At 59.9% G+C, this 21416-nt stretch carries 18 protein-coding genes; 12 read left to right on the top strand and 6 right to left on the bottom strand.

Translation table 11 applies throughout. The features are described from left to right. The first annotated feature begins 94 nt into the window (after nucleotides 1-94). The 10 genes from AC4BCK_RS18140 to nboR all read left to right on the top strand — a co-directional run bounded on the left by AC4BCK_RS18140 (nucleotide 95) and on the right by nboR (nucleotide 8437). On the top strand, nucleotides 95-403 hold the full coding sequence (locus AC4BCK_RS18140; protein ID WP_363960026.1) for a Dabb family protein: 309 nt from the start codon (nucleotides 95-97) through the stop codon (nucleotides 401-403). Further along, nucleotides 400-1332, top strand: coding sequence for a cyclase family protein (locus AC4BCK_RS18135; RefSeq protein WP_141002297.1), 933 nt, complete (start codon nucleotides 400-402; stop codon nucleotides 1330-1332). The genes AC4BCK_RS18140 and AC4BCK_RS18135 overlap by 4 nt, the downstream gene beginning before the upstream one ends. Then, the gene (locus tag AC4BCK_RS18130) at nucleotides 1329-2522 is read left to right on the top strand and encodes an FAD binding domain-containing protein (RefSeq protein ID WP_363960029.1); all 1194 of its coding nucleotides are present in this window, start codon (nucleotides 1329-1331) and stop codon (nucleotides 2520-2522) included. The genes AC4BCK_RS18135 and AC4BCK_RS18130 overlap by 4 nt, the downstream gene beginning before the upstream one ends. Before the next feature lie 12 nt (nucleotides 2523-2534). Then, nucleotides 2535-3239, top strand: a complete 705-nt coding sequence (locus tag AC4BCK_RS18125; protein WP_009357526.1) for an SRPBCC family protein — start codon at nucleotides 2535-2537, stop codon at nucleotides 3237-3239. A 5-nt stretch (nucleotides 3240-3244) separates the two neighbouring features. Then, the gene (locus AC4BCK_RS18120) at nucleotides 3245-4126 is read left to right on the top strand and encodes a carbon-nitrogen family hydrolase (protein WP_363960062.1); all 882 of its coding nucleotides are present in this window, start codon (nucleotides 3245-3247) and stop codon (nucleotides 4124-4126) included. Between the two features lie 197 nt (nucleotides 4127-4323). Continuing rightward, nucleotides 4324-5217, top strand: a complete 894-nt coding sequence (locus tag AC4BCK_RS18115) for an AAA family ATPase (RefSeq protein ID WP_354176553.1) — start codon at nucleotides 4324-4326, stop codon at nucleotides 5215-5217. Between the two features lie 18 nt (nucleotides 5218-5235). Then, the gene (locus AC4BCK_RS18110; protein ID WP_363960035.1) at nucleotides 5236-6324 is read left to right on the top strand and encodes a vWA domain-containing protein; all 1089 of its coding nucleotides are present in this window, start codon (nucleotides 5236-5238) and stop codon (nucleotides 6322-6324) included. Next, complete coding sequence (locus tag AC4BCK_RS18105; RefSeq protein WP_363960038.1) at nucleotides 6317-7450, top strand: XdhC family protein; 1134 nt, start codon at nucleotides 6317-6319, stop codon at nucleotides 7448-7450. The genes AC4BCK_RS18110 and AC4BCK_RS18105 overlap by 8 nt, the downstream gene beginning before the upstream one ends. A gap of 2 nt (nucleotides 7451-7452) precedes the next feature. Continuing rightward, complete coding sequence (locus tag AC4BCK_RS18100; RefSeq protein WP_363960041.1) at nucleotides 7453-7812, top strand: hypothetical protein; 360 nt, start codon at nucleotides 7453-7455, stop codon at nucleotides 7810-7812. 10 nt (nucleotides 7813-7822) lie between these two features. Continuing rightward, nucleotides 7823-8437 carry a nicotine blue oxidoreductase gene (gene nboR, locus AC4BCK_RS18095; RefSeq protein ID WP_363960044.1) on the top strand — a complete coding sequence of 205 codons (615 nt, stop codon included), beginning with the start codon at nucleotides 7823-7825 and terminating at the stop codon, nucleotides 8435-8437. 562 nt (nucleotides 8438-8999) lie between these two features. On the opposite strand, the gene AC4BCK_RS18090 is transcribed toward nboR, so the two are convergent. Beyond that, the gene (locus tag AC4BCK_RS18090) at nucleotides 9000-9389 is read right to left on the bottom strand and encodes a heavy metal-responsive transcriptional regulator (protein WP_031216440.1); all 390 of its coding nucleotides are present in this window, start codon (nucleotides 9387-9389) and stop codon (nucleotides 9000-9002) included. Nucleotides 9390-9561: 172 nt separating this feature from the next. On the opposite strand from AC4BCK_RS18090, the gene merA reads away from it, so the two are divergent. After that, nucleotides 9562-11004: a mercury(II) reductase gene (gene merA / locus AC4BCK_RS18085; protein WP_011691634.1), complete on the top strand. Its 1443-nt coding sequence runs from the start codon at nucleotides 9562-9564 to the stop codon at nucleotides 11002-11004. Nucleotides 11005-11056: 52 nt separating this feature from the next. Here merA and istB (AC4BCK_RS18080) read toward each other — a convergent pair whose 3' ends face one another. From istB (AC4BCK_RS18080) to pmfR, 3 genes are all read right to left on the bottom strand, one after another. Next, nucleotides 11057-11872, bottom strand: a complete 816-nt coding sequence (gene istB, locus AC4BCK_RS18080; RefSeq protein WP_011691635.1) for an IS21-like element helper ATPase IstB — start codon at nucleotides 11870-11872, stop codon at nucleotides 11057-11059. Continuing rightward, nucleotides 11869-13545, bottom strand: a complete 1677-nt coding sequence (gene istA / locus AC4BCK_RS18075) for an IS21 family transposase (protein ID WP_011691636.1) — start codon at nucleotides 13543-13545, stop codon at nucleotides 11869-11871. Before istA (AC4BCK_RS18075) ends, istB (AC4BCK_RS18080) begins: the two co-directional genes overlap by 4 nt. A gap of 1197 nt (nucleotides 13546-14742) precedes the next feature. Continuing rightward, on the bottom strand, nucleotides 14743-16155 hold the full coding sequence (pmfR, locus tag AC4BCK_RS18070) for a transcciptional activator PmfR (protein ID WP_363960047.1): 1413 nt from the start codon (nucleotides 16153-16155) through the stop codon (nucleotides 14743-14745). A gap of 712 nt (nucleotides 16156-16867) precedes the next feature. Between pmfR and AC4BCK_RS18065 the strand changes: the two genes are divergently transcribed. Beyond that, entirely contained in the window at nucleotides 16868-18196 is a 1329-nt protein-coding gene (locus AC4BCK_RS18065) for an APC family permease (protein ID WP_363960050.1), read from the top strand. 604 nt (nucleotides 18197-18800) lie between these two features. On the opposite strand, the gene istB (AC4BCK_RS18060) is transcribed toward AC4BCK_RS18065, so the two are convergent. Both istB (AC4BCK_RS18060) and istA (AC4BCK_RS18055) read right to left on the bottom strand, forming a co-directional pair. Beyond that, the gene (gene istB, locus AC4BCK_RS18060; RefSeq protein WP_237428195.1) at nucleotides 18801-19589 is read right to left on the bottom strand and encodes an IS21-like element helper ATPase IstB; all 789 of its coding nucleotides are present in this window, start codon (nucleotides 19587-19589) and stop codon (nucleotides 18801-18803) included. Continuing rightward, on the bottom strand, nucleotides 19586-21115 hold the full coding sequence (istA, locus tag AC4BCK_RS18055) for an IS21 family transposase (RefSeq protein ID WP_237428196.1): 1530 nt from the start codon (nucleotides 21113-21115) through the stop codon (nucleotides 19586-19588). Before istA (AC4BCK_RS18055) ends, istB (AC4BCK_RS18060) begins: the two co-directional genes overlap by 4 nt. Nucleotides 21116-21416 lie beyond the last annotated feature (301 nt).

Genomic DNA, 21416 nt, shown 5'->3' with positions numbered 1-21416 from the left:
TTGTGCAATCCGCCAGTGGGACAACTTCGCTGCTCTTACGAAACTGAACAGACAACCCGGCGGGTAATCCAAGACACATATGAGAGGTCCACTGATGACTAAGATTCGACACGTATTTGCATGGCGCGTAGCTGAAGGCAGCAGCCAGAAGGAGATTGTTGAAATTCTCAACACCCTTCCGCCGCGCCTGGGTTTCATTCAAGGCTGGGAGATTGGGACCCACTCCGGTGACCCTGGCGACAACGGCGCGCCGTGGGATGGAGTTTTGATTTCTGACTTTGCAAGCTGGGCTGATCTGGACAAGTACTCCACGGATCCCTTCCACCTCGAAGTAGTCGCGACACTTATGCCGATGTTCGCGGACAGGGCTGTGGTGGATTATGAAGTTGAGGCAGCCCAATGAGCCAGACTGCAGATGTAAAGGTAGGGAAGAGCCCGTGGGGACCCAATGACGAGCGAGGGGCACTAAACCTCCTTGATGAGTCCGTTCGCGCAGACGTTCTTCAACGGGCAGATCCTTCGCGGGTCTATGACCTTAGCGTTGACTACTTCGTGGGCATGCCCAGCTTTCAGGGCGCCGGAGACCCTAGCTACCAAATTTTCATGAGCCACACCCCCCAGGGCACAGTGGTGGATAACCTTAACGGCGTTGGAGAGCATGTCAACAGGCACGTGTGTTACTCGGGTGACGTTGTCTTCATGTACACCCACACCGGAACGCACATCGACTCGTTGAACCACTTCGGTGTCGACGGACAGATCTATAACGGCTACAGGCCAGAGGAGAATCTGGGCAGCCGGACCTGGACCAAGGGTGGAGCGGAGACAATTCCGCCAATCATCACCCGCGGCGTGTTGCTGGATATTGCTGGCCTGAAGAACGTTGACTGCCTTCCTGATTCCTACGCCATCACTGTTGCAGACCTTGAAGAGGCACTGGATAAAGCCGGCCTCGCATTGCAGGCAGGGGATGTGCCCTTTGTTCGTACCGGACGTATGCGTTACTGGCCGGACGGAACCAAGACTCTTGGAAACCCTCCGGGCCTAAGCTTGGACGCTGCCCGGTGGCTCACAACCCAAAACATTGCTGCAATTGGTGCTGACCAGGAGTGCGTAGAGGTAGGCCCGTCCGAGCACGAAGACAACTGGCTCCCAGGGCACACGCACTTCCTTGCTGAAGCAGGTGTACCCATGGTGGAACTGTTGAACCTGGAGGAACTGGCCAAGGATGGAGTGCAGGAATTTTGTCTGATCGCTGCTCCGATCCGTCTTAGGGGAGCGAGCGGCGCGCCAATGCGGCCGCTCGCCATGGCACTAAGGAAGAATGCATGAGCCCGACAACCGACCGCATTGCAGTAGTTGGAGGTTCGATAGCTGGCTTGACCGCAGCGCTGATGCTTCGAGATGCTGGCGTTGAGGTCGATGTCTATGAGCGATCCCCCCAGCCCCTCTCGGGCTTCGGCACAGGCATCGTCGTTCAACCGGAGCTTGTTCGTTACTTGATGGAGCAAGGTGTTGAGCTGGACTCCATTAGCGTTCCGTCATCCTCCATGGAATATGTCGACGCGCTGACAGGAGAAAGTTTCGGATCCGTTCCTGCAGACTGGCGTTTTACTAGCTACGACTCAATTTACGGGGCGCTCTACGAGCTGTTCGGACCCGAGCGATACCACACCAGTAAGTGCCTCGTCGGCCTCAACCAGGATTCCGAAGCGGTGCAGCTGCGCTTTTCCGACGGCACGCAGGCTGAAGCGAACTGGTTGATCGGCGCAGACGGCGGAGCCTCTGTAGTTCGTAAACGACTGTTGGGCATTGAGCCTAAATACGCGGGCTACGTCACTTGGCGTGGCGTGCTTCAGCCGGGCGAAGTTTCCGATGATGTGTGGAACTACTTCAACGACAAGTTCACGTACGGTCTTCTGGAAGACGGTCATCTCATCGCTTACCCGATACCTGGACGGGAAAACGCAGAGTCTCCGCGTCTGAACTTTCAGTGGTACTGGAACGTCCCTGAAGGAGCTGACATCGACGAACTTATGACAGACGTTCGCGGCATAAGGCTCCCGACATCAGTGCACCACAACTCGCTGAATCCCCACAATCTCCGTCAGTTCCACAGCAAGGGCGAGCGACTTTTCAAGCCTTTCAGGGAACTCGTGCTCAACGCGTCTTCCCCTTTTGTGACTGTTGTGGCAGATGCCACCGTGGATCACATGGTTCACGGCCGCGTCCTGCTGATCGGAGACGCGGCTGTGACTCCCAGGCCCCACGCAGCTGCGGGTGGAGCAAAAGCCTGTGACGACGCACGCACCCTTGCTGAAGTCTTTACAAGGAACCACGATCTGCGGGGGTCATTGCAAAATTGGGAAACCAAACAACTGCAGCAGGGAAACGCCTATCTCCAGAAAGTTAAAGAGATGGCGTCCCGCCTGCAGCACGGGGGAAGCTTTGAGCCCGGAAACCCCGCATTTGCATTCGGGCTCCCTAAAGTGGATGAACCATCCGTCGTCGAGAACGTTTAAGGAAAAACCATCATGGAGATGACCAACACTTTCACCGTGCCCGTCCCACCGGAGGAGGCGTGGCCGGTACTGCTGGACTTGCAGCGAATCGCCCCCATGCTTCCCGGAGCCTCCATCACCAGCGTTGATGGTGATGAGTACGAGGGTAAGGCAAAAATCAAGGTGGGGCCCATCACGGCCGAGTATGTAGGCGTCGCCCGCTTTATTGAGGTCGATGAAAAGGGTCGGCGCGCAGTAATCCAGGCCCGTGCGAAGGATGCCCGCGGGCAAGGGAATATGTCGGCGACCATTACCGCCCGGCTTGAGCCGGAAGCCAATGGCGCAACCGTTATCGTTCAGACCGAGCTGGACATGACCGGAAAAATCGCCCAGTTCGGGCGAGGTGTGATCAATGAAGCGGCGACCGCCATCCTCGGAGTCTTCGCTCAAAGGTTGGCCGTGGAGATGACTTCAGGGGGCGAGTCCACCAGCGGAGCATCCACTGAGCTCTCAAAGACTGAAGGAGGCCAAGGAAAAGAACTAAGGCAGCCTTCGCAGGCAGAACCCGAAGCACTGGACCTCATCAAGCTGGCGAAGGACACGCGGGCTGCCAAAAAGGGCCCCCAGATGGAGATCCCCGCAGCCGGACAATGGCTGCCCGCAATTGTTTCTGTCGTAGCTGCACTGATTGCGGTCTTCGCTGCCGGTGTTGCAGCCGGAAGCAACCGAAAGTCTTGAACCTGATGGATGTGCGCGAAGTAGCACCAAATAGGGGGCAGCTTGATGTAGCGGCTGTTCAGGTGAGATTCGACTCGGCAGAACTGCTCGAGGACAGGATTTCGCGTACCCAGGGCTTGATTTCTGGCATTGGCGAAGCGGACCTCATCGTTCTGCCTGAACTGTGGCTTCATGGCGGGTTTTCCTACGACACCTGGCGACAGAACGCTGTCTCGCTGCAAAGTGAGGTGTTTACCTTCCTGTCCGAAGTGGCCACGGAAAAGAAAGCCTGGTTGCATGCCGGCTCTTTCATGGTGACGGAGCACAGCAACGCGGCTTCTGGCATGTGGAATACGTCTGTTCTTTTTGACCCGGCCGGATCCCTCCGGGCAACGTATAAGAAGATCCACCGCTTTGGGTTTTCCGATGGAGAACCAAAGCTGATAGCAGCGGGCGATGAGCCCGCGATTCTCGAGGTGCAGACAGAACGAGGCACCGCCATCACTGGACTCAGCACTTGCTACGATCTTCGCTTCCCCGAACTTTATCGGCATATGTCAGCTGAGGGTACGGCACTGAATGTGATACCAGCGTGCTGGCCCCTGTCGCGCATTCAGCACTGGCAGACTCTGGGTCGCGCTCGAGCAATCGAAAACCAATCCTTCGTCATTCAGTGCAATATGACGGGGGCTGACCAGAACATAGAGTTGGGTGGACACAGTCAGATTGTGGATGGCAACGGAAACATCCTGACCCAGGCGGAGAGAGAGGAAACCGTTCTCCACGCCAGTCTGGATCTCGATTCGCTGAATGAAATGCGAAGTTCCTTCCCAGTCCTGAACGACCAGCGGGCAGATATCTGGGTTGTTAAAGGCAAGACGATGATCGCGAGCAACTTGCAGGAATAGCAAAGGGTTCAGTCCGAGCTGATGTTCTCGGCTTCGGGATGTCCTGCCTTTTGATACAGGGGGGACATCCCGGAACCGGCTGATCTTACGCTCGTGCACGGCATAGCGGCCGTCTACCAGCGGTATCCGTTACGACATACGTAGTCACTGCGGAGAGCCAGAATGCACAACCTCTCAAACGATTAGCAAGGCGAACAATGAGCAACGACAAAGTGATCAAGCCAGAAAGCCCCGGAGAGATGGCCGCGCGGCTCAAGGCTGTCAACTACTTGGCTGACGAGGGCTTGTCCACCACCGTCTTCTTATCTGTTGCTATGAATAAGCCGTTGCTTGTCGAGGGTGCTCCAGGAACGGGCAAAACGTCGCTGGCTGAAGCTTTAGCCAAGATGCTCGCGATCCCGTTGATCCGGCTGCAGTGTTACGAGGGCATCGAATCGACCCAGGCGCTCTATGATTGGGACTTTTCACGTCAGATTCTGCACCTGCGGTCACTAGAGGCAGCAAATTCGACAACGAATGCGGAGCAACTGGAGCAGTCCCTATACACGGAGCGGTTCCTACTTCCCCGCCCGATTCTTCGTGCCTTGCAAGGCGGGCCGGCCGTTCTGCTCATCGATGAGGTTGACCGGGCGGACGATGAGTTTGAGGCCTTCCTCTTGGAGGTGCTTGCGTCAAACCAAATATCAATTCCTGAGTTGGGTACCATCACCGCGAGTGTTCCACCCATCGTGATCCTGACGTCGAACCGGACACGTGAGTTACACGAGGCTTTGAAACGGCGGTGCTACTTCCATTGGATAGACCACCCAGAACCGGCCCGTGAGTTGGAAATCATCAAGACGCGGCTTCCCGGCGTCGATGAGAAGCTAGCGCAGCAGGTGGTTGACGTAGTCCAGTCCCTGCGCAATGAAGGGCGCTTGCGACGTTCTCCCGGGGTAGCGGAGGCGCTTGACTGGGCCCAGGCCTTGGACCGCCTTGGCGGAAGTGACATTAACTCCGACAGTGCTGGCTTGACGATTGGTGCCCTCTGCAAAGACCAAGACGACCGGGAGCTTATCTTGAGCACCTTGAGAACCATCTTCCCTACCTGACCGGGAATTGTGATTGTGATGTCTTCACAAATAGGTTTGACGATCTTCTATGGCTTCGTAGGTGCTCTCAGAGATGAGGGGATGGCCATAGGGGCCGAACAGGCCCGGCTTTACCTCGAGGCTCTGAGCGTTCTCAATCTCCAACGCCGCAGCGAGGTCTTCTGGGCCGGACGCGCGACGTTGTGTAGGAGCAGGTCCGACTTCGAGACTTACGACCAGACGTTTCGCTTGTGGTTTTCATCCGAGCCTCTAGTACCTGTGCCCTTTTCGGAGAGACAGGAGGCCAGCCTGCCAGACGCAGCAGACGGCGACAGCCCCCAGTCAGAACTCGAGCAGCAAATTGCACTGGCTAGCAAGGACGAAGCCCTGCAGCATCGGGATGTAGCCCTGATGTCTGCTGAGGAAAAGAGGTATCTTGCGGAGGCCTTTGCTGCCCTGCCTATTAGACCACCGCTGAGAAGGGCGCGTTACAAGCGGACCCATCGCCACAAGCGCATCGATCCGGCACACACTGTTCGAGACCACCTAAAACGAGGCGGCGAACCAGGCCAGCTGCAGTATCGCCACCGAACGAAAAAGTCACGCCGAGTCGTCCTGATCGTGGATGTTTCGGGATCGATGGAAGCCTACGCTGACAGTTTTCTTCGCTTCGGTCACCGGCTTTTAGATGGCGCGGACACGACAGAAGTATTTTCTATCGGCACACGACTTACCAGAGTGACATCGGCCTTACAGCATCCGGATCCAGAGGTCGCATTGTTGGACGCAGGTTTCGTCGTGCCGGATTGGTCCGGAGGCACGCGACTGGGGGAAGCCCTACAGGCCTTCATCACCTTGTGGGGACAACACGCAATGCTAAGAGGGTCTGTGGTAGTGATCGCCAGCGACGGGTGGGAACGCGGGGATCCAGGGGAGCTGGCCCACCAGGTTGCCCGCCTCCATAGCTTGGCGCACTGTGTCATCTGGTCCAATCCCCACCGTGGCAAGCCCGGATATGAACCCCTACAGAGCGGCATCAAGGCCGTTCTTCCGCACATCGATGCCTTGGTCGCAGGCCACACCATGGCCGCCTTTAGGGACCTAGCAGATCGGATAGCACATGCGTGAAGTTATTGAAGCAGTAGCACAGTGGACGATGCGCGGAGAAACCTTCGCACTCGCTACAGTGGTCAGCACGTCAAAATCGGCCCCCCGGCCAGCGGGCGCAGCAATGGCTGTTAGCACCGCGGGGGAGGCCGTCGGTTCAGTTTCCGGCGGCTGCGTTGAGGGGGCTGTTTACCAAATTGCCCAGGACGTAATCGAAGACGGTACCCCGGTATTGCAACGGTTTGGGTATAGCGACGATGACGCCGTAGCAGTGGGTTTAACCTGTGGCGGAATAATCGACGTCTTCGTTGAACGAGTTACCGACGAAAGTTATCCCGATATAAGGACTGTCATTCAGGACGTTCAGGTAGGTAACCCGGTTGCTACCGCGACCGTGGTGGAACATGACCAGGCAGAAATGCTGGGAAAGCGGCTCGTAGTTTGGCCAACCCACGCTTCCGGAACCCTTGGCAGTGCCATGCTGGATCATGCGGTGGCCGACGATGCTCGAGGGGTGCTTGCCTCCGGCGAATCCAAAGTGATCACGTACGGCCCCAGTGGAGAGCGGATGGAAACCGGCACAAAGGTCTTTGTTTCTTCCTACCAGCCGAAGCCCAGAATGATCATCTTCGGGGCCATTGACTTTGCCGCGGCAGTCGCGCGGGCTGGGTCAATGGTCGGGTTCAATGTGACGGTCTGCGATGCTCGTCCAGTGTTTGCCACTGCAGCGCGTTTTCCTGGGGCCGATGAGGTAATCGTATCGTGGCCCCACGTTTACCTTCAGGAAGAAGTGGCGAAGGGAAAGGTGGACAACCGCACTGTCATCTGTGTTCTGACCCATGACCCTAAGTTCGACGTCCCAGTCCTAGATATCGCCCTGCGGCTGGAAGGCCCATCAAAGCCCTCCTACATAGGTGCGATGGGCTCTCGGAAGACGCATGATGACCGGCTAAACCGGCTCCTTGAGGCTGGAGTAACCGAGCCACAAATCGCCGAGCTTCATAGTCCAATAGGACTTGATCTCGGCGGACGAACGCCAGAGGAAACAGCGGTGTCGATCGTGGCAGAAATAATCGCCAAGCGTTGGCAGGGGACTGGCCGCCCACTCCGCGATTCCGCTGGCGCAGTGCACCCGGACCCGGCCTAGCTATGGGCAACAAGAAAGGGTTCGCAGCCCAATCTTCTGAAGGCAGCTCATCTTGGCAGACCTCGGTAGAAAACAAGACCATCTTGGTTTCGAAATCCCCAGAAACCCAAGCACCGGGTGACTTCGACGAAACCCAGCTATTTGATTTGCGGATATTGGGGCAGGGCGACCGGATCCATGTGTCGGTAGATGACACCTTACGCTACTCCGGCGTGGTGGACACCAGCGCTCCTTCCCTTGGCATTATCTGGATCCGTCAGGACGGGTTGGGCGAGAGGAAGCTGATTATTTGCACTGACTATCGGCTGCGTCAGGCTCGCACCAGTCACTGGGATTTGAAGGTTTTTGAACGCGAAGAATAGGAACCTCACGTTGGAGAACACGGATTTGGTGCAGGTTACGGGTGTGCTGCTGGCCGCCGGCGCCGGCACACGTCTTGGACGTGGCCCCAAGGCACTCTTGCCACACCGTGGACGACCCCTCGTTGAAATCATCGCCGACAATCTACTTGCCGGCGGCTGTCACGAAGTAGTTGTCGTACTTGGGGCAGAGGCACAAGCGGTCAGCGCCGGGGCGAACCTTAAACCCTATCGGACGCTGGTAAACCACAAATGGCCATCTGGTATGGGAAGTTCCTACCTTATTGGTGATGCTGCTGCCAATGCAGACGACCATATCCTCGTGGCTCTCGTAGATCAGCCAGGGCTTACCGTCCGCACTGTTAGCCGGCTCCTCGTCTCGCACCGGCCGGGACGCATCACTTCGGCTGCTTACGCAGCCCCGGACAACCTCGGGATGCTTCGTCGAGGTCACCCAATGGTCATCGATGTGAGACTTCGGCCAGCAGTAGCCAGCACTGTGGTGGGTGATGCTGGAGCCAGGAGCTTTCTGCGCCAGAAACCCTGGCTTGTAGATCTTATTGATTGCAGTGATGAATCTACTGGCGAGGACGTCGACACTGTCGAGCAGATGCGTCGCCTTCTATAGGACGCTGCGCGTCAACGTACAGCTGCCGATCTCTCGCGCGGCTCGGAACACGTGCGGGTCATTTCCCTGAATACAAAAGGACATCATTCCACTATGGCATTTCTATTCTGGATGGATCGACTTCTTGTGGGGTTACTTGGCCGCCACGAGACAGAATGCGTCGAGTGTAACCACCCCTCAAGCGACGATCAATGGGGTTGGCTGGGAACCATGACCAACCTACCGCCTCCAGGTCTTGGGCTCTGCCAGGCATCGGACAGGAACGGCCGCAGATGTCCATGCGCGAACAGAAGCCACGCCAGTTACCTATGAATTCCCCTTGGGCGGCACTGTTTCGAACACACCGGGACGCAGTGCCACAAGGCTTGATGATTGTGTCAACGTGATCGGAGCCCACTAGGACGGCCCGAACGGTACCCACCCGTCGGACGTCCGGGGATGATGTTGTGAGGGTGTCTAGGGGTTCTTGGCGTGGTTTCTGGGTCTGTGAAAACACTGCCGCGGGTTGGGACGATACCCGGGGTCCCGGTTGTTGGAAGCTGGCGTCTGGCGGAGTAGTGCGTCAGAGGTAGCTGCAGATTTGTTCGGGATCGCAGCTTGCGTCGGTCCCGGACGCGGCAGTGGCGTGAAGGCCGGCGACGATGGATCGCAGCGCCATTAGTTCAGAAATCTGGTGGTCCAGTTCGGCCAGCTGGTTGGAGAGAAGGTCTTGGACGTGGGCGCAGGGGGCTTCTCCGGCGTCACGGAGGCTAAGAATTTCGCGTATTTGGGTCAGGGCGAGGCCTGCGGCCCGTCCGCGGCGGATGAATTCGAGCCTGGCCACGGAGTCGTCATGGTAGTCCCGGTAGCCGTTAGAGGATCTTTTCGCTGCCGGGAGAAGCCCGCTGTCCTCGTAGAAACGCAGCGTCTTGGTTGTCATCCCTGCCGCTGCCGCGGCCTCACCGATACGCATCATGAACTCATTTCTTAGCAGGCGGCCAGGACGGCGATTCCTTGACATTCCAGTGTAGGGGAAGGTTGAGAATGGGATGCAGAGCTGGTCTTCGGTTGAAGGCTGCACATGGCGGTCGGTTGAGCAACAGGTGTGCTGGCGGCTGCTTCCCTTCCATCTTCAGGAGTCCCTCGTGTCGGCAGCATCTTTCGATTATGACCTGGCCATTATCGGTTCCGGCGGGGCTGCTTTCGCTGCGGCCATCCGGGCAACCAGCCGTGGCAAGCGGGTGTTGATGGTGGAGCGCAGCACTGTGGGAGGCACGTGCGTGAACACGGGCTGCATCCCGTCCAAGGCCCTGCTGGCCGCCGCGGAAGCCCGCCATGTCGCCCTCGATGCTTCCGGACGGTTCCCCGGTATCAGCACCTCCGCAGAGCCGGTGGATATGCCCGAACTGGTCGCCGGGAAGCGCTCACTGGTCGAATCCATGCGGTCAGAGAAGTATGTGGATCTCGCCGCGGGCTATGGATGGAACCTGCAGCGGGGGACGGCGGTGTTCGCCGGAACCGCAGCCGCACCGGTTTTGAACATCACCGCCCCGGGCGGAACCACCGAGACAGTCAGCGCGGAACACTACCTGGTCGCGACCGGCTCCACCCCCTGGATCCCTGAAGTGCCGGGAATGGACGAGGTGGATTATCTGACGTCCACGAGTGCGATGGAGCTGCAGGACGTTCCCGCTTCGATGCTGGTGGTGGGCGGCGGGTATGTGGCGCTGGAGCAGGCGCAGCTTTTCGCCCGGCTCGGCACGGAGGTGACCATCCTGGTCCGGTCCAAGCTCGCCTCGGCCGAAGAGCCTGAAGCCGGGCATGCCCTCGCCGGTGTCTTCGCCGATGAGGGCATCCGGGTCGTCCGTCGAGCGACAGCGTCCTCGGTCCGGACCGATGAGGTGTCGGGGGACGTGGTCGTGGATGCTTCCGTCTCAGGAGGAAACGAGGAATTCAGGGCCGCGCGCCTGCTCATGGCAACAGGCCGGCGCCCGGTCACGGAGGATTTGAACCTTTGCATGGTCGGCGTTGAAACCGGGGACCGCGGGGAAGTCCTGGTCGACGGGAGCCTTCGCAGTACTAATCCGAGGATCTGGGCCGCGGGTGATGTGACGGGTCACCCGGAGTTCGTTTATGTCGCCGCCGCGCACGGGGCCCTGATGGTGGAGAACGCCTTTGAGGGTGCCGGGCGTGAGGTCGATTACCGGCACCTGCCCCGGGTCACGTTTACCAGCCCTGCCCTGGCCGCTGTCGGGATGACGGACAAGGAAGCGAACCAGGCAGGGATCCGGTGCATGTGCCGGGTTCTGCCGCTCAAATTTATCCCTCGCGCGCTGGTGAACCGTGATACCCGCGGCTTCATCAAGATCGTTGCCGACGCGGACACGGGTCGGATTGTAGGGATCACTGTCGTGGGTAAGGACGCCGGGGACATCGCCGCCGCAGGGATTTACATTCTGGAGGCCGGGATGACCGTTGATCAGGTCGCGAATCTCTGGAGCCCCTATCTGACCATGGCCGAAGGCATCAAGATAGCAGCCCAGTCCTTCACTACTGACGTCTCCAAACTGTCCTGTTGCGCGGCATGAAGTGGTCAACGACAACCTATGTGTTCGTGGGGCGGGCGGCCGCGGCTACCTTTTAGTGCGCGTTCCTTGTCAGGCTGTGGGCGAGGCGGTAGGAATCGGTGCCGGTTTCGATGATGGTGCCGTTGAACGTCAGCCGGTCAACGATCGCGGCGCAGAGGCGCGGGTCGGTGAATGTCTTGGTCCAGCCGGAGAACGACTCGTTGGAAGCGATGGCGATGGAGTTCTTCTCTTCGCGTTCGGTGAGGACCTGGAAGAGGAGTTCGGCGCCGCGCCGGTCCAGTTCCATATAGCCGAGCTCGTCAATGCAGAGCAGGTCCACTCGGCCGTATCTGGCGATGGTCTTGGCGAGGACTTTGTCGTCGGCGGCTTCGACGAGTTCGTTCACGAGCCGGGTGGCCAAAGTGTATTTGACCCGGTATCCCTTCTCCGCCGCGGCGGTGCCCAGCCCGATAAGCAGGTGGGATTTGCCGGTTCCGGAGTCCCCGATCAGGCATAGCGGTGCACCTTTTCGAATCCATTCGCCGGTAGCGAGGGTATGGATGGTAGCGGGGTTGATGTTCGTGTTCGCGTCGAAATCGAAATCACCGAGCCATTTATCCCGGGGAAAGTTCGCGGCTTTGACGCGTCGGATTGAGGAGCGACGGTCCCGGTCATCGCATTCGGCCAGCAGCAGCTCGGCCAGGAAGCCTTGGTAAGAGAGTTGTTCCTTCCCCGCGACGGTCAGAGCTTCGTCCAGAACCGCCCGGATGGTGGGCAGGCGCAATCGGCGGCATGCTTGGTCCACGGCCGCGACCGCGGCCTGCTCAGTCAGACCGCGGCGCCGTCGCAGGGTTGGGGTGATGGTGGTGGCCGGTGCGGTGGGGCTCATGAGATGTTTTCCTTCGACGCGGTTCCTGCGGAGTGTTCGGTGCGTTTGGCCAGCAGCTCGTCATAGGCGCTGATCGCCGGGAGCGGCCGCTTGTCTGGAGGGAGCCCGGCGATGACCGCCGCCGGGTCCATCAGCCGGCGCTGGGTCAGGCTGACAACTCGTTGCACTTTCGCTTCAGCATGAGCACCGCGATGACGGTCAGGACGGGACCCACCAGCAGGGATGCTGGAGGCATGTCGGCGGCCTTCAACCGCCACGACGTCGGCACTGACGGCACCTACTCCAAGGGCTGCGGTGATCCCTGCCTCGATGTCTTCGGCTTCCATCGATCGGTGCAGCAGCAGGACGTCAATCAGTTCACGGGTCCCCGCGGCATCACCGTTGACCCTGCGCGAGGCAGACCAGAAGGCGTCATGGGCGCTGGTGAAAGCACCCGACTCCCGCGCCCTGGCCAAAGCAGTGGAACCAGGCAAAGCGCCGGGCTTGGTCTTGAGGACCTCCAGATAATGGTCCAACTGGACCGACTGCCCGCCCTTGGCAATAATCCGCTGGTGCCGGGCCGCCACCGCGCGGCCGTCGAACACCACAACTTCGGATGCCCGCAATGAAACCCGGACCCGCCGACCGATGAACCGTGCTGGCACCGAGTACTTCACCATCCGCACGGTGATCATTGAGGACCGGTCCACTCTCGGGTTCAACACCAGACCGGGATCGAACTCGTCGGCCGGCAACGGTGCCAGGAACGGGCGCTCGGCGGCGAAGTCCTGGCCGATAGTGCGGATCCTGCCATCAATCCGCCGCTGATCGTCTTGAACCTCCCGGCTCCGGATCCAGTCGTTGAGCTCATCAAGGGACCTCGCCACGGGCATCGGGGTCAGCCGGTTGCGGCGGAACCAGCCCACCTCGCCCTCGACCCCGCCTTTCTCGTGAGCGCCGGCAAGACCTGGCTGGCAATAAAAGGCATCAAATCCATAGAACGAGCGAAACAACACCCACCGGTCATTCTCCAGGCGGTTCCGCCCCTGACCGAACACCACGGCCCTGACGGCACTGGTGAGGTTGTCATAGCGGATATGTTTGACCGGCACGCCGCCGATCTCGTTGAACGCCTCGACGTGGCCTTCCAGAAACGCTTCCTGGGCCTGGGTGGGGTAAATCCGGTGGATGGCTTTGCCGGAGTGAGAAAGCCGGAAGATGAACATGTGGCATTTCGTCTTTACCCCGTCCAGCACGATCCAGACTTCACCGAAGTCCACTTCCGCTTCCGCGCCCGGGGCGTGCTCCTGAGGAACAAATACCTCAACCCGGCGGCCGGCCTCCACATCGATCTGCGCCCGGCGGACCCGAACGTAGTCACGCACCGTCGAATACGACAACTCGTCCGCTCCATGCTCCTCGATGAGCCGGGCAAGAATCCTCCGGGCAGTGTGACGCTGCTTCCTCGGCGCCGTCGTGTCCTCGACGAGCATGGCGTCGATCGTCGGTTTATAAGGATCAAGCCGCGGCGAGGACCGTACAGGAGTTTTACGCTCTGGCGGGACCGGGGAACTTAACGCCTTACGCACGGTTTTCCGCGCCACCTGGTGCCTGCGGGCAAGCTCCCGGATTGACGCGCCCTCCACCCGGGCATCCCTCCGAATCTGCGCGAACAACTCCACTCTTGACCCCATCCCGGCCCTCCCGTCGTCGATCCAACACTGGATGGATCAACGTTCACAGGTGGGTACCATTCAAGCCGTCATTAGGTTCGGCATGTCCGGCTGGTGGGTACCGTTCGGGCCGTCCTAGTGGGCTCCGATCAGACTGTCATACTCAGCTTGACGAGTCACGCCACATCAGATCTGTTCCAGCCAATTTGTCTCCTGCTCTTGCTGTATCGAAACAAAGAAAAGTAAGGGAGGGCGCGTTAGTAGGTGTGGCACTGAGGTTAGCTCTGGCACAGGCCAGGACCCGAATGTCCTCCGCGGCGCGAAGCAAAGTGGGCTGGTTTTCCGTCGGCCCGGCCCGGGAAGTAGAACTCATCGGCGGACTGCCAGCAGCGGCAAGGCGGACCCTTACAGCGTTATAGCTAAAAGAACATGTGCCGAAAGCGTGGGGGAGGGATTCATCGCCGACGCCAAGAGCGTCCGCAGCGTCGGCGACATCCACCGCGGTCAATGCTGATTTTTCTGCGGTTGCGTCTGCACCTTGGACAGACCGAGGACCAGCGGAAGACAAGGCGGCCCAACCGCATTCCCTCATTTCGCAGCTTCGCCTGCGCAAGTGCCAAACGGAGTTTGCCCACGGATAATGGGGACGGGAAAAGCACTTGCGGTATCGCGCGGGTTCTTTGGAAGGTATCGCCCGGAACAGCTGGGCGGTTGACTTCCTTTCGTTGCCAGCTCAATCAGTTTCCGGAATGTTGCAGAATCTGCAGGGGTGCTCTTCGCAGCCAGACCCGGCAGGTTCAAGGGCCAGATACGGGTGCTGGCCTGAGGTGGGGATACTGTCACCGGGATTTACGGTAAGTTCCTCCGGAATGGCGGCTGTCATCGTGGAAACCTTTCTGTTCCTAAAGACCACGTGCTCGTGGACGAGGGGTGTATGGGGACACAGGAGCTTGTGCTAGGCACGCGAAACCTGGGTAAGACACCGATTAGCGCATCGAGACTCGGGCGAGTAAGGTTAGACCCCATTCTTGCTGCTCACGGGCGCCATACATCCATGACAAGCACTGTCCATCGACACTAAACGTTCCGGCGGCGGCAGTCATGATACGGAAAGCCAAAAACACGAGTCCCGTTTGTGTGATTCCTTGGATCGCTTCTCCGTACAAAACGACAGTCAGATAGCCGTCTGAAGAAAGGAGCCGCCGGATGACGGCGGTCCTAGTCGGATATGGTCGAGTAAGAGGGCCAGGCTTGGAACGCGAGCCAGAAGGCAGATAGGTCCGCTGAAGACGCGATATCTCGCCCTGTAATCTCTTTGATTCGGGTGAGTCTATAGGACAGAGTTTGCCGGTGGATGCCAAGAGCGGCTGCCGTTTCATTCCAGCGGCGGTCATTGGCAAGGAACGCAAAGAGTGTTTCACGCAGAGCAGTCGATTTAGGATCTGTACCCGCGAGCCCACCTAGTACCTGTTGGACTACGGCCGATGCTTCCTTCCGAGAACGAGTAAGCAGCGACACGGGGACTCCGGCGAAGTCAATCCACTGATCGTTCATCCCACCGGATGAGAAGACCTTCACGGCCTCCTCGGCTGCCGCTTTAGCATCCCGCAGATCAAGGTATGTTGACGATGCTCCGGCCCGGACGTCGAGGCGGCTGAGCAGCTGCCGGACGTCATTCCGGCTCTGCTCGGGCATCAGGATAAAGAACGAGCTGCCTCCGGAGCCCGCCAGGACTGCCAGTGACTTGATTGACGCCGCCCGGGCTACCTTCTCGCCCTCGTCCAATGCCACTGCAACGACTTGATACCCAGACGAAGTACCGCCCGTACCCAGAAGATTTTCTATCCCGTCGGGGCTACGCCCTTCCAAGATGGACGCCAGCATATGCGCTGAGCGTTCGGAACGGCGGCGAAGTGACCGCAATAGTTGGCTCAACGCGACATCAATCACCTGCAGGACATGGATTAGCAGGAAACTGCTCACCTCTTCGCCTGGGAATTCCGAAATCATGAGCCGGGCGTCACTGTCCCCCGGGAGGGCATAAGTACGTTCCCGCGCGGAAGTGGGCATGGATTCCAGCGGTGCTCCCTCTACAATTGCGAGCCCGGTTTTCACATCAAAGACACTGAGGCCAGCCCTTAGAAGAGCCTGCAAGTCATTTAACATCCGTACCGGGTCAGTGCGGGCGTACGCGGACAGCTGGTAGAGCTTGCTGAGCTTGAGTACCTGCATGGTCTGTGTGGTGGCTGTAGCAGCAGCAACTGTTCGCCCGATCGCAGCGAAGGGAGTTGCATGGTTCGTAAGAAGCACGGGGAAGGAACGTTTGTCTGCTTCTTCGTATAGTTCCGGGGTGAGTGGAGGGAGACTCGGGTGATCCCCCAAGGCAACACCGGCAAGGCCGGCCTCATCGAGTTTGACAATAAAAGTCCGTTGCTCAGCGGTACTGTGAGGAACGCACAAACCCACTGTCATGAGTAGCTCATGCGGACCGAGCCACCGGTCGGGATCGCTCAACTCACAGCTATGCGCCCAGAGAACCTGCCGGTCAAGGCCTGCCGCGCCTGCAAGTACCTTTGTACCCAGGCTTTGAGCGGTAACGAGGTCCCTGACCGTCAGCACTTGTCGTTCCATACAGGCATACTAGTACTGCCGTATGAGACACGCCTCTGGTACGCGGGTACGAATCAATCCAAAACTTCGGCAATCTGTCTAATTTTCGCCGTCGGGGGCCAACTCATAAGGTGAATCACATGTAAGCGACCTTGACCCTGGGGAGCTTATATGGGCTGCGTGCATCGGCTTGACCCTCTGCCACCTACCTGGAGCGCCAGTTCCGATTCCTGTGCAAGCACCTTTGCTTAGAAACGACACTGCTAGCTCCGGCCTTTGACATCGAACGGCGGCGACTGATCGCTCTTTGCCGGCTGCTCTGTTTTCTCCACGGCGTCATGGTGAGGCGCCGTTCTTCTCAGACCAGTAAGAGCCAGTCCCTCCCGCCGGCATCGATTGGCGCCGGAAGGCTAAACCAGCTTGAAATTGCCGAAAACAATACCGGCGAAGAGGCTCGGAAATCCGTACAGACTGAACCAGTCGCGAACCATATCCCCGCCGAAGTCGCTATCTGGTAGGTGCAGGGACGCATCTTCCCAATCCGCTCCTTCGATTCGAAAAAGCGGGACTAAGCGTCGCGGCCGTGCGGCCGCGACTCATTTTCGAAAGGCGTACGGCTTTGCAAACTTCTTCTGAAAACGCAGGAGCAACAGCTGATGGTGGTCAAGCCCCACCGACTCAGGATATAGCCCATGCAGATCTGCAGTTAGGGCACCTCACAGGATCGCAGGTGATGGGGCTCTCAGTATCTTCCTTTATTCCCGCTGTCGGTCTTTCAGCAGTCCCAGCCTTCCTTGCGGCTTATTCAGGCCGTTCTTCATGGTTGGCGATGGCCGCGTCGGTCGTTGCCTTCACAGTCGTCGGGCTGTTCATCACTGTGTTCGCGCGACGGTATATCGGAACCGGGTCTCTTTACTCCTATATTCGCCATGTGTTTGGCTCCTGGAGCCCGCTCGTCATCGCGGCGGCAATGATTCCAGGTTACATCGTCGTAGTTATGGTACTTGTCGTATCACTAGGCCTGTATGTAGGAAGTTTCCTCATGTCCGTGGGCCTATCCACCGCAGCTGGACCAGAAATACAGCTGGTGATTTATGTCTTAGCAGCGTTGGTGGCCATGGGGATTGCCTATCGAGGTCTGGACGTGTCAGTCCGGTCCAGCGTCATCCTCACGGTCGTTTCCGTACCGGTGATGTTGACTATCACTATCGCAACGGCGTTCAGCGGAAATGTCGATCTGGCAGGACAGCTTAGCCTTAGCGATTTCACCTTCAACAGTTTCCTCCAGGGTCTCGCCATAGGCTCGGCATTCTTCATCGGCTTCGAAAGCAGCGCAGCCCTCGGCGCAGAAACCCAGAACCCTACCCGCGCTATCCCTCGGGCAATTATGGTAGTTCCCGTCGTCCTGGGTATGGCCTTCCTCGCTGCTACAGTGATCCAGGTACCGACACTTGTCGACTCTGCTGATCAGCTAGCCCTTGGGGTCTCACCGAATTCGGTACTCGCTGAAGCAGCAGGGGTGGGCTTTTTGTCAAACATAAGTGACCTGGTTCTTGCCGTTGCCGTCTTCGCCAGTCTGATCGGATTTTTCAACTACGGGTCGCGAGTGGTGGTCAGCGCAGCTTCAGACGGTCTCCTACCTGCGGCACTAACCAATGTCAGCAAGCGTTACAAGAGCCCGGTGGCAGCCATCGCCTTTCTTGGAATCCCCTCGCTCATTGGCCCCCCAATCATGCTGTGGCTGACATCATCCACACCGTTGGAAATCTACGGGTATATCGCCACCTTGCTGGTCTATTTCTGGGTGATCCCTTACTTCCTCATCTGCATCGGCGGTGCAGTGTTGTTGAATCGCACCAGCCCAAGGAAATCTGTTCTGGTTAACATTGGAGCTGTCGCGGCGTCTGCTACCGTTCTGTGGCTCTACGTCAACGGAATCTTGTACCCGGCGCCGGGGCCCCTGAGCGCGCTACCCTATGTGATGATCGGCACGGTAGCCGTGTTCCTCGTCGGTTTTGTGGCCTCCGTCCGCATCAAAAGCAGGACTGCAGCCTCGGTGTAGGGCTCACTGCAGTCACCTATAACGAGGTCAAGTGCGGCGCTGTATCGTTGCGGCGCGCACCACCTTTTCAAAAAATGAACCCAGGCCAAGAAGCTCCCGTCCGCCGCACTGGACGGGAGCTTCCTCGTTGCCGCGTTGAGCTTCTCTAAATGTGGTTGCCCGGCAAAGTCAGAACCTGACAACCGGGAGCTTGATCCACCCTCGGCTAGAAGTGAACGTCTTCCTCAGGACGTTGATGCTATTCGCTCATCCCGCCGCGGTGCGGGCAGCGCGTCCTGCCCGCACCGTATAAAGCCGGTTCACAAAGATCTGAAGTCCTCCAATATGGCGACCCCGTTGGTGTCTGCGCGTCTCCGGGCTAGGCCACCCGTTGGCGGAGGTGGTCGCTTGGCCAAAGAGCAGCCAACAATGCCGCATTAGGCCGGCGGTTCAGGCGGTTATTGCTGTGTTGAAATCGGATTTGCTCGGGTATGTCAATGGCCATTACGTTCTGCCCATGGGCGGCCAGTTGATGTGCCCGCTGGTGGCCAGTAAAACTGCCCGGTTATGGCCAACAGATCTGCCCACTGATTCGTTTCGGCGGGGTCGGCCATCGTTGGGTTGGTCAGTTCAAGCGGGTCACTCCTTTTCCGGCGAGGGCCTGGGTAAGACGGACGGAATCGCCGCTGGTCTGGCAGACGTGGGCGTGGTGCAGCAGTCGGTCAACGGTGGCGGTGGCGAGGGTTTTGGGCATGAGCTCATCGAACCCGGCGGGGTGGAGGTTGGAGCTGATCGCGACGGAGCGTTTTTCGTAGGCTGCGTCCACGACCCGGTAGAGGCCTTCGGCGGCGTCCGTGGCCACGGGCAACAGACCAATATCATCGATGACCACGAGCTCGGCGCGCAGGATCCGGGCAACGGCCCGGGTGACGCTGTCATCGGTTCGGTGGGCGCGGATGAGGACGCCGAGGTCCTCGAGCCTGAACCAAGCGACCCGCATTCCGGCTTCGACGGCCTGCTGGCCGAGGGCTTCGAGGAAGAACGTCTTCCCCGTCCCCGAGGGCCCGCAGACGACCAAGTTTTCCCTGCGGGTGATCCATTCCAGGGTCCGCAGTGCCTGCTGGGTCGGGCCCGGGATGGAGGACGCTGCAGGGTCCCACGCCTCGAAGGTCTTCCCGGTCGGGAACCCGGCTGCTTTGCGGCGGGAAGCGAGCATGGACCGGGCCCGGCCGGCGGCTTCCTCCGTGAAGAGGGCCTTGATGACCTCGGCCGGTTCCCACCGCTGGGCGCGGGCGGTCGCGATCAGGTCCGGGGCCAGCGCCCGGGCGTGGGGCATTTTCAGGGACCGCATCAGGGCCTCCAGGTCCGCCGGTAGCGGCGGAGCCACGGTATTGGTCGTGGTGACGGGGCTCATCGGGCCTCCTCCGGCGTGGTGATGGTTGCGGGGTTGCCGATCGCGGCCCACGCCCCTGTTCCTTGGGTGAGGGAGGTGGCTTCGTTGGCGGCGTGGGTGGTAGTGCGGCGGATGTTGGCGTTCAAGATCGAGGCGAGGTCCGGGTGCGCGAACCGGCCGTGCAGGGCGGCGTCGCCCAGGGCCCGGTCGACCTGATCAGTGCCGGCGATTTTGGCCAGCGTAACGGCTTCGGCCATTTTCACGTTCATCCTTGCGGTCCCGGCCGCGGCGGCCTCGACGAGCCAGGTTCTGGCGCCTTCGCCGATGGCCAGGAACGCGGCCTCGTCCGCGCTGCGGGCCCTCACCTCGTAGTCGCCGGGGAGCTTCGCCCGGGTTCCGGGGAAGTGTTCGTCGTTGATGGCGGGGCTGCCGGGCCGTGCCCGTTCGTGGCGGGCGACTTCGACGGGCCCGGTCGTGCCGTGGTGGACGATGATGACCTGCTCGCCGGGCCCGGTGCCGTGGGTGCGGACGAACACCCGGGCTCCGAGCAGGTGGGCCGGGACGGAGTACTGGGCGTTTTCGAAGGTGACCATTGGGGTGTTCTCCGGAACGCCGCGGGCCAGGCCGAACGCGACCGTGTGGGCGGTGTCCGGGATCCGGTGCAGCCGCGGGGCTTCCTCGGCGAGCATGGCCGCGGGTTTCCGCCGCGTCGTCCGGTGCTCACGGTGATTGACCTCGTCCATGAACGCCGTGCAGGCGGCCTCGAGCTCGGCGAAGGTGCGGTAGTCATCGCGGAGGTTGGTGTCTTTGGGCACGAGGTCGGCCTTGGCGAGTTTCACGGACGCTTCGACTCCGCCTTTGGTGGCCGGGTCCGCCGGTTGGCAGGTCAGCACGGTCACCCCGTAGTGCCGGGCGAAGTCCAGGGTCTGCTGGTTGCGCACCGGGACCCCGGCGACGTGGGCGGTGGTGACGGTCTTCTCGTTGTCCGTGAGGACATAGGTCGGCGCCCCTCCGAGGATCCGGAAGCACCGGTCCAGGGCCGCGAACACGCTCGGCGCGGTCCTGTCCCTGAGCGGGATCACGATGCGGAAGCGTGAGAACGCCAGCCAGGCCACGAAAAGGATGGTCTTCACCCCGCCGATCCGGGGCCCGTCGCCGAAGTCGTACTGCAACCACATCCCCGGTTCTGTGATCCACGGCCGGTGGACGCGGGTGTGGCCCAGCCGCCACGCGGCTTTGACCTGCGCGATCGCCCGGCGGGTAGACCGTTCCGAACCGGTGTAGCCCAGAGCGAGGAGCTTTTCGTGGGCCTTGTCGGCCCGGATCCGGCCCTTGGAGGCTTCGATCCATTCCTCGATCTTGGGCAGGAACGCGTCGGTGACCCGGCCGCGGGCCGCGGGTTCCCCGATCGGCCGGCCCGCGTCACGGGCGGTGACGTGTTTAGCAACGGTGTGGTGCGAGCAGCCCGTGAGCTCCGCGGTGGCGCGCAACGATCCGGTCAGATCGTAGGCAGCAAGAATTTCCATGATTTCTCCGTCAGACTTCATACAGGGCCTCTTCCTGGTTCGCTTTTGGTGCGCTTAGACACCGTCATCAAACCGCAGGGAGAGGCCCCCACCGCTTAAAGACGCGGCAGGAACAAGTAAGGAAGTGGGCAGATCTCATGGCCACCGGCGGGCAGTTCTGCTGGCCGCCAGCGGGCACTTTCGTGGCCGCCTATGGGCAGTTTTTCATGGCCGCTAACACGGGTAGCGGCTGCACTACTCGCATAGGCCGTCTTACACGTTCCAGGCAGCTACACCGGCGAGTCACGGATACAGTAAGGCATGCGTCCCGTCACCGCACTGC

The sequence above is a fragment of the Pseudarthrobacter sp. As-47 genome (assembly GCF_058215595.1).
This window is presented reverse-complemented; position numbering and strand designations above follow the sequence as displayed.

Bases quoted from the DNA above. Each gene is read 5' to 3' on its own strand.
- AC4BCK_RS18065 (WP_363960050.1), top strand. From the start codon at position 16,868: ATGGGGCTCTCAGTATCTTCCTTTATTCCCGCTGTCGGTCTTTCAGCA.
- AC4BCK_RS18125 (WP_009357526.1), top strand. From the start codon at position 2,535: ATGGAGATGACCAACACTTTCACCGTGCCCGTCCCACCGGAGGAGGCG.
- AC4BCK_RS18120 (WP_363960062.1), top strand. From the start codon at position 3,245: ATGGATGTGCGCGAAGTAGCACCAAATAGGGGGCAGCTTGATGTAGCG.
- istA (WP_237428196.1), bottom strand. From the start codon at position 21,115: ATGAAGTCTGACGGAGAAATCATGGAAATTCTTGCTGCCTACGATCTG.
- AC4BCK_RS18100 (WP_363960041.1), top strand. From the start codon at position 7,453: ATGGGCAACAAGAAAGGGTTCGCAGCCCAATCTTCTGAAGGCAGCTCA.
- AC4BCK_RS18130 (WP_363960029.1), top strand. From the start codon at position 1,329: ATGAGCCCGACAACCGACCGCATTGCAGTAGTTGGAGGTTCGATAGCT.
- AC4BCK_RS18135 (WP_141002297.1), top strand. From the start codon at position 400: ATGAGCCAGACTGCAGATGTAAAGGTAGGGAAGAGCCCGTGGGGACCC.
- AC4BCK_RS18140 (WP_363960026.1), top strand. From the start codon at position 95: ATGACTAAGATTCGACACGTATTTGCATGGCGCGTAGCTGAAGGCAGC.
- AC4BCK_RS18090 (WP_031216440.1), bottom strand. From the start codon at position 9,389: ATGCGTATCGGTGAGGCCGCGGCAGCGGCAGGGATGACAACCAAGACG.
- AC4BCK_RS18110 (WP_363960035.1), top strand. From the start codon at position 5,236: ATGTCTTCACAAATAGGTTTGACGATCTTCTATGGCTTCGTAGGTGCT.
- pmfR (WP_363960047.1), bottom strand. From the start codon at position 16,155: ATGGAACGACAAGTGCTGACGGTCAGGGACCTCGTTACCGCTCAAAGC.
- istB (WP_011691635.1), bottom strand. From the start codon at position 11,872: ATGAGCCCCACCGCACCGGCCACCACCATCACCCCAACCCTGCGACGG.
- istA (WP_011691636.1), bottom strand. From the start codon at position 13,545: ATGGGGTCAAGAGTGGAGTTGTTCGCGCAGATTCGGAGGGATGCCCGG.
- AC4BCK_RS18115 (WP_354176553.1), top strand. From the start codon at position 4,324: ATGAGCAACGACAAAGTGATCAAGCCAGAAAGCCCCGGAGAGATGGCC.
- AC4BCK_RS18105 (WP_363960038.1), top strand. From the start codon at position 6,317: ATGCGTGAAGTTATTGAAGCAGTAGCACAGTGGACGATGCGCGGAGAA.
- istB (WP_237428195.1), bottom strand. From the start codon at position 19,589: ATGAGCCCCGTCACCACGACCAATACCGTGGCTCCGCCGCTACCGGCG.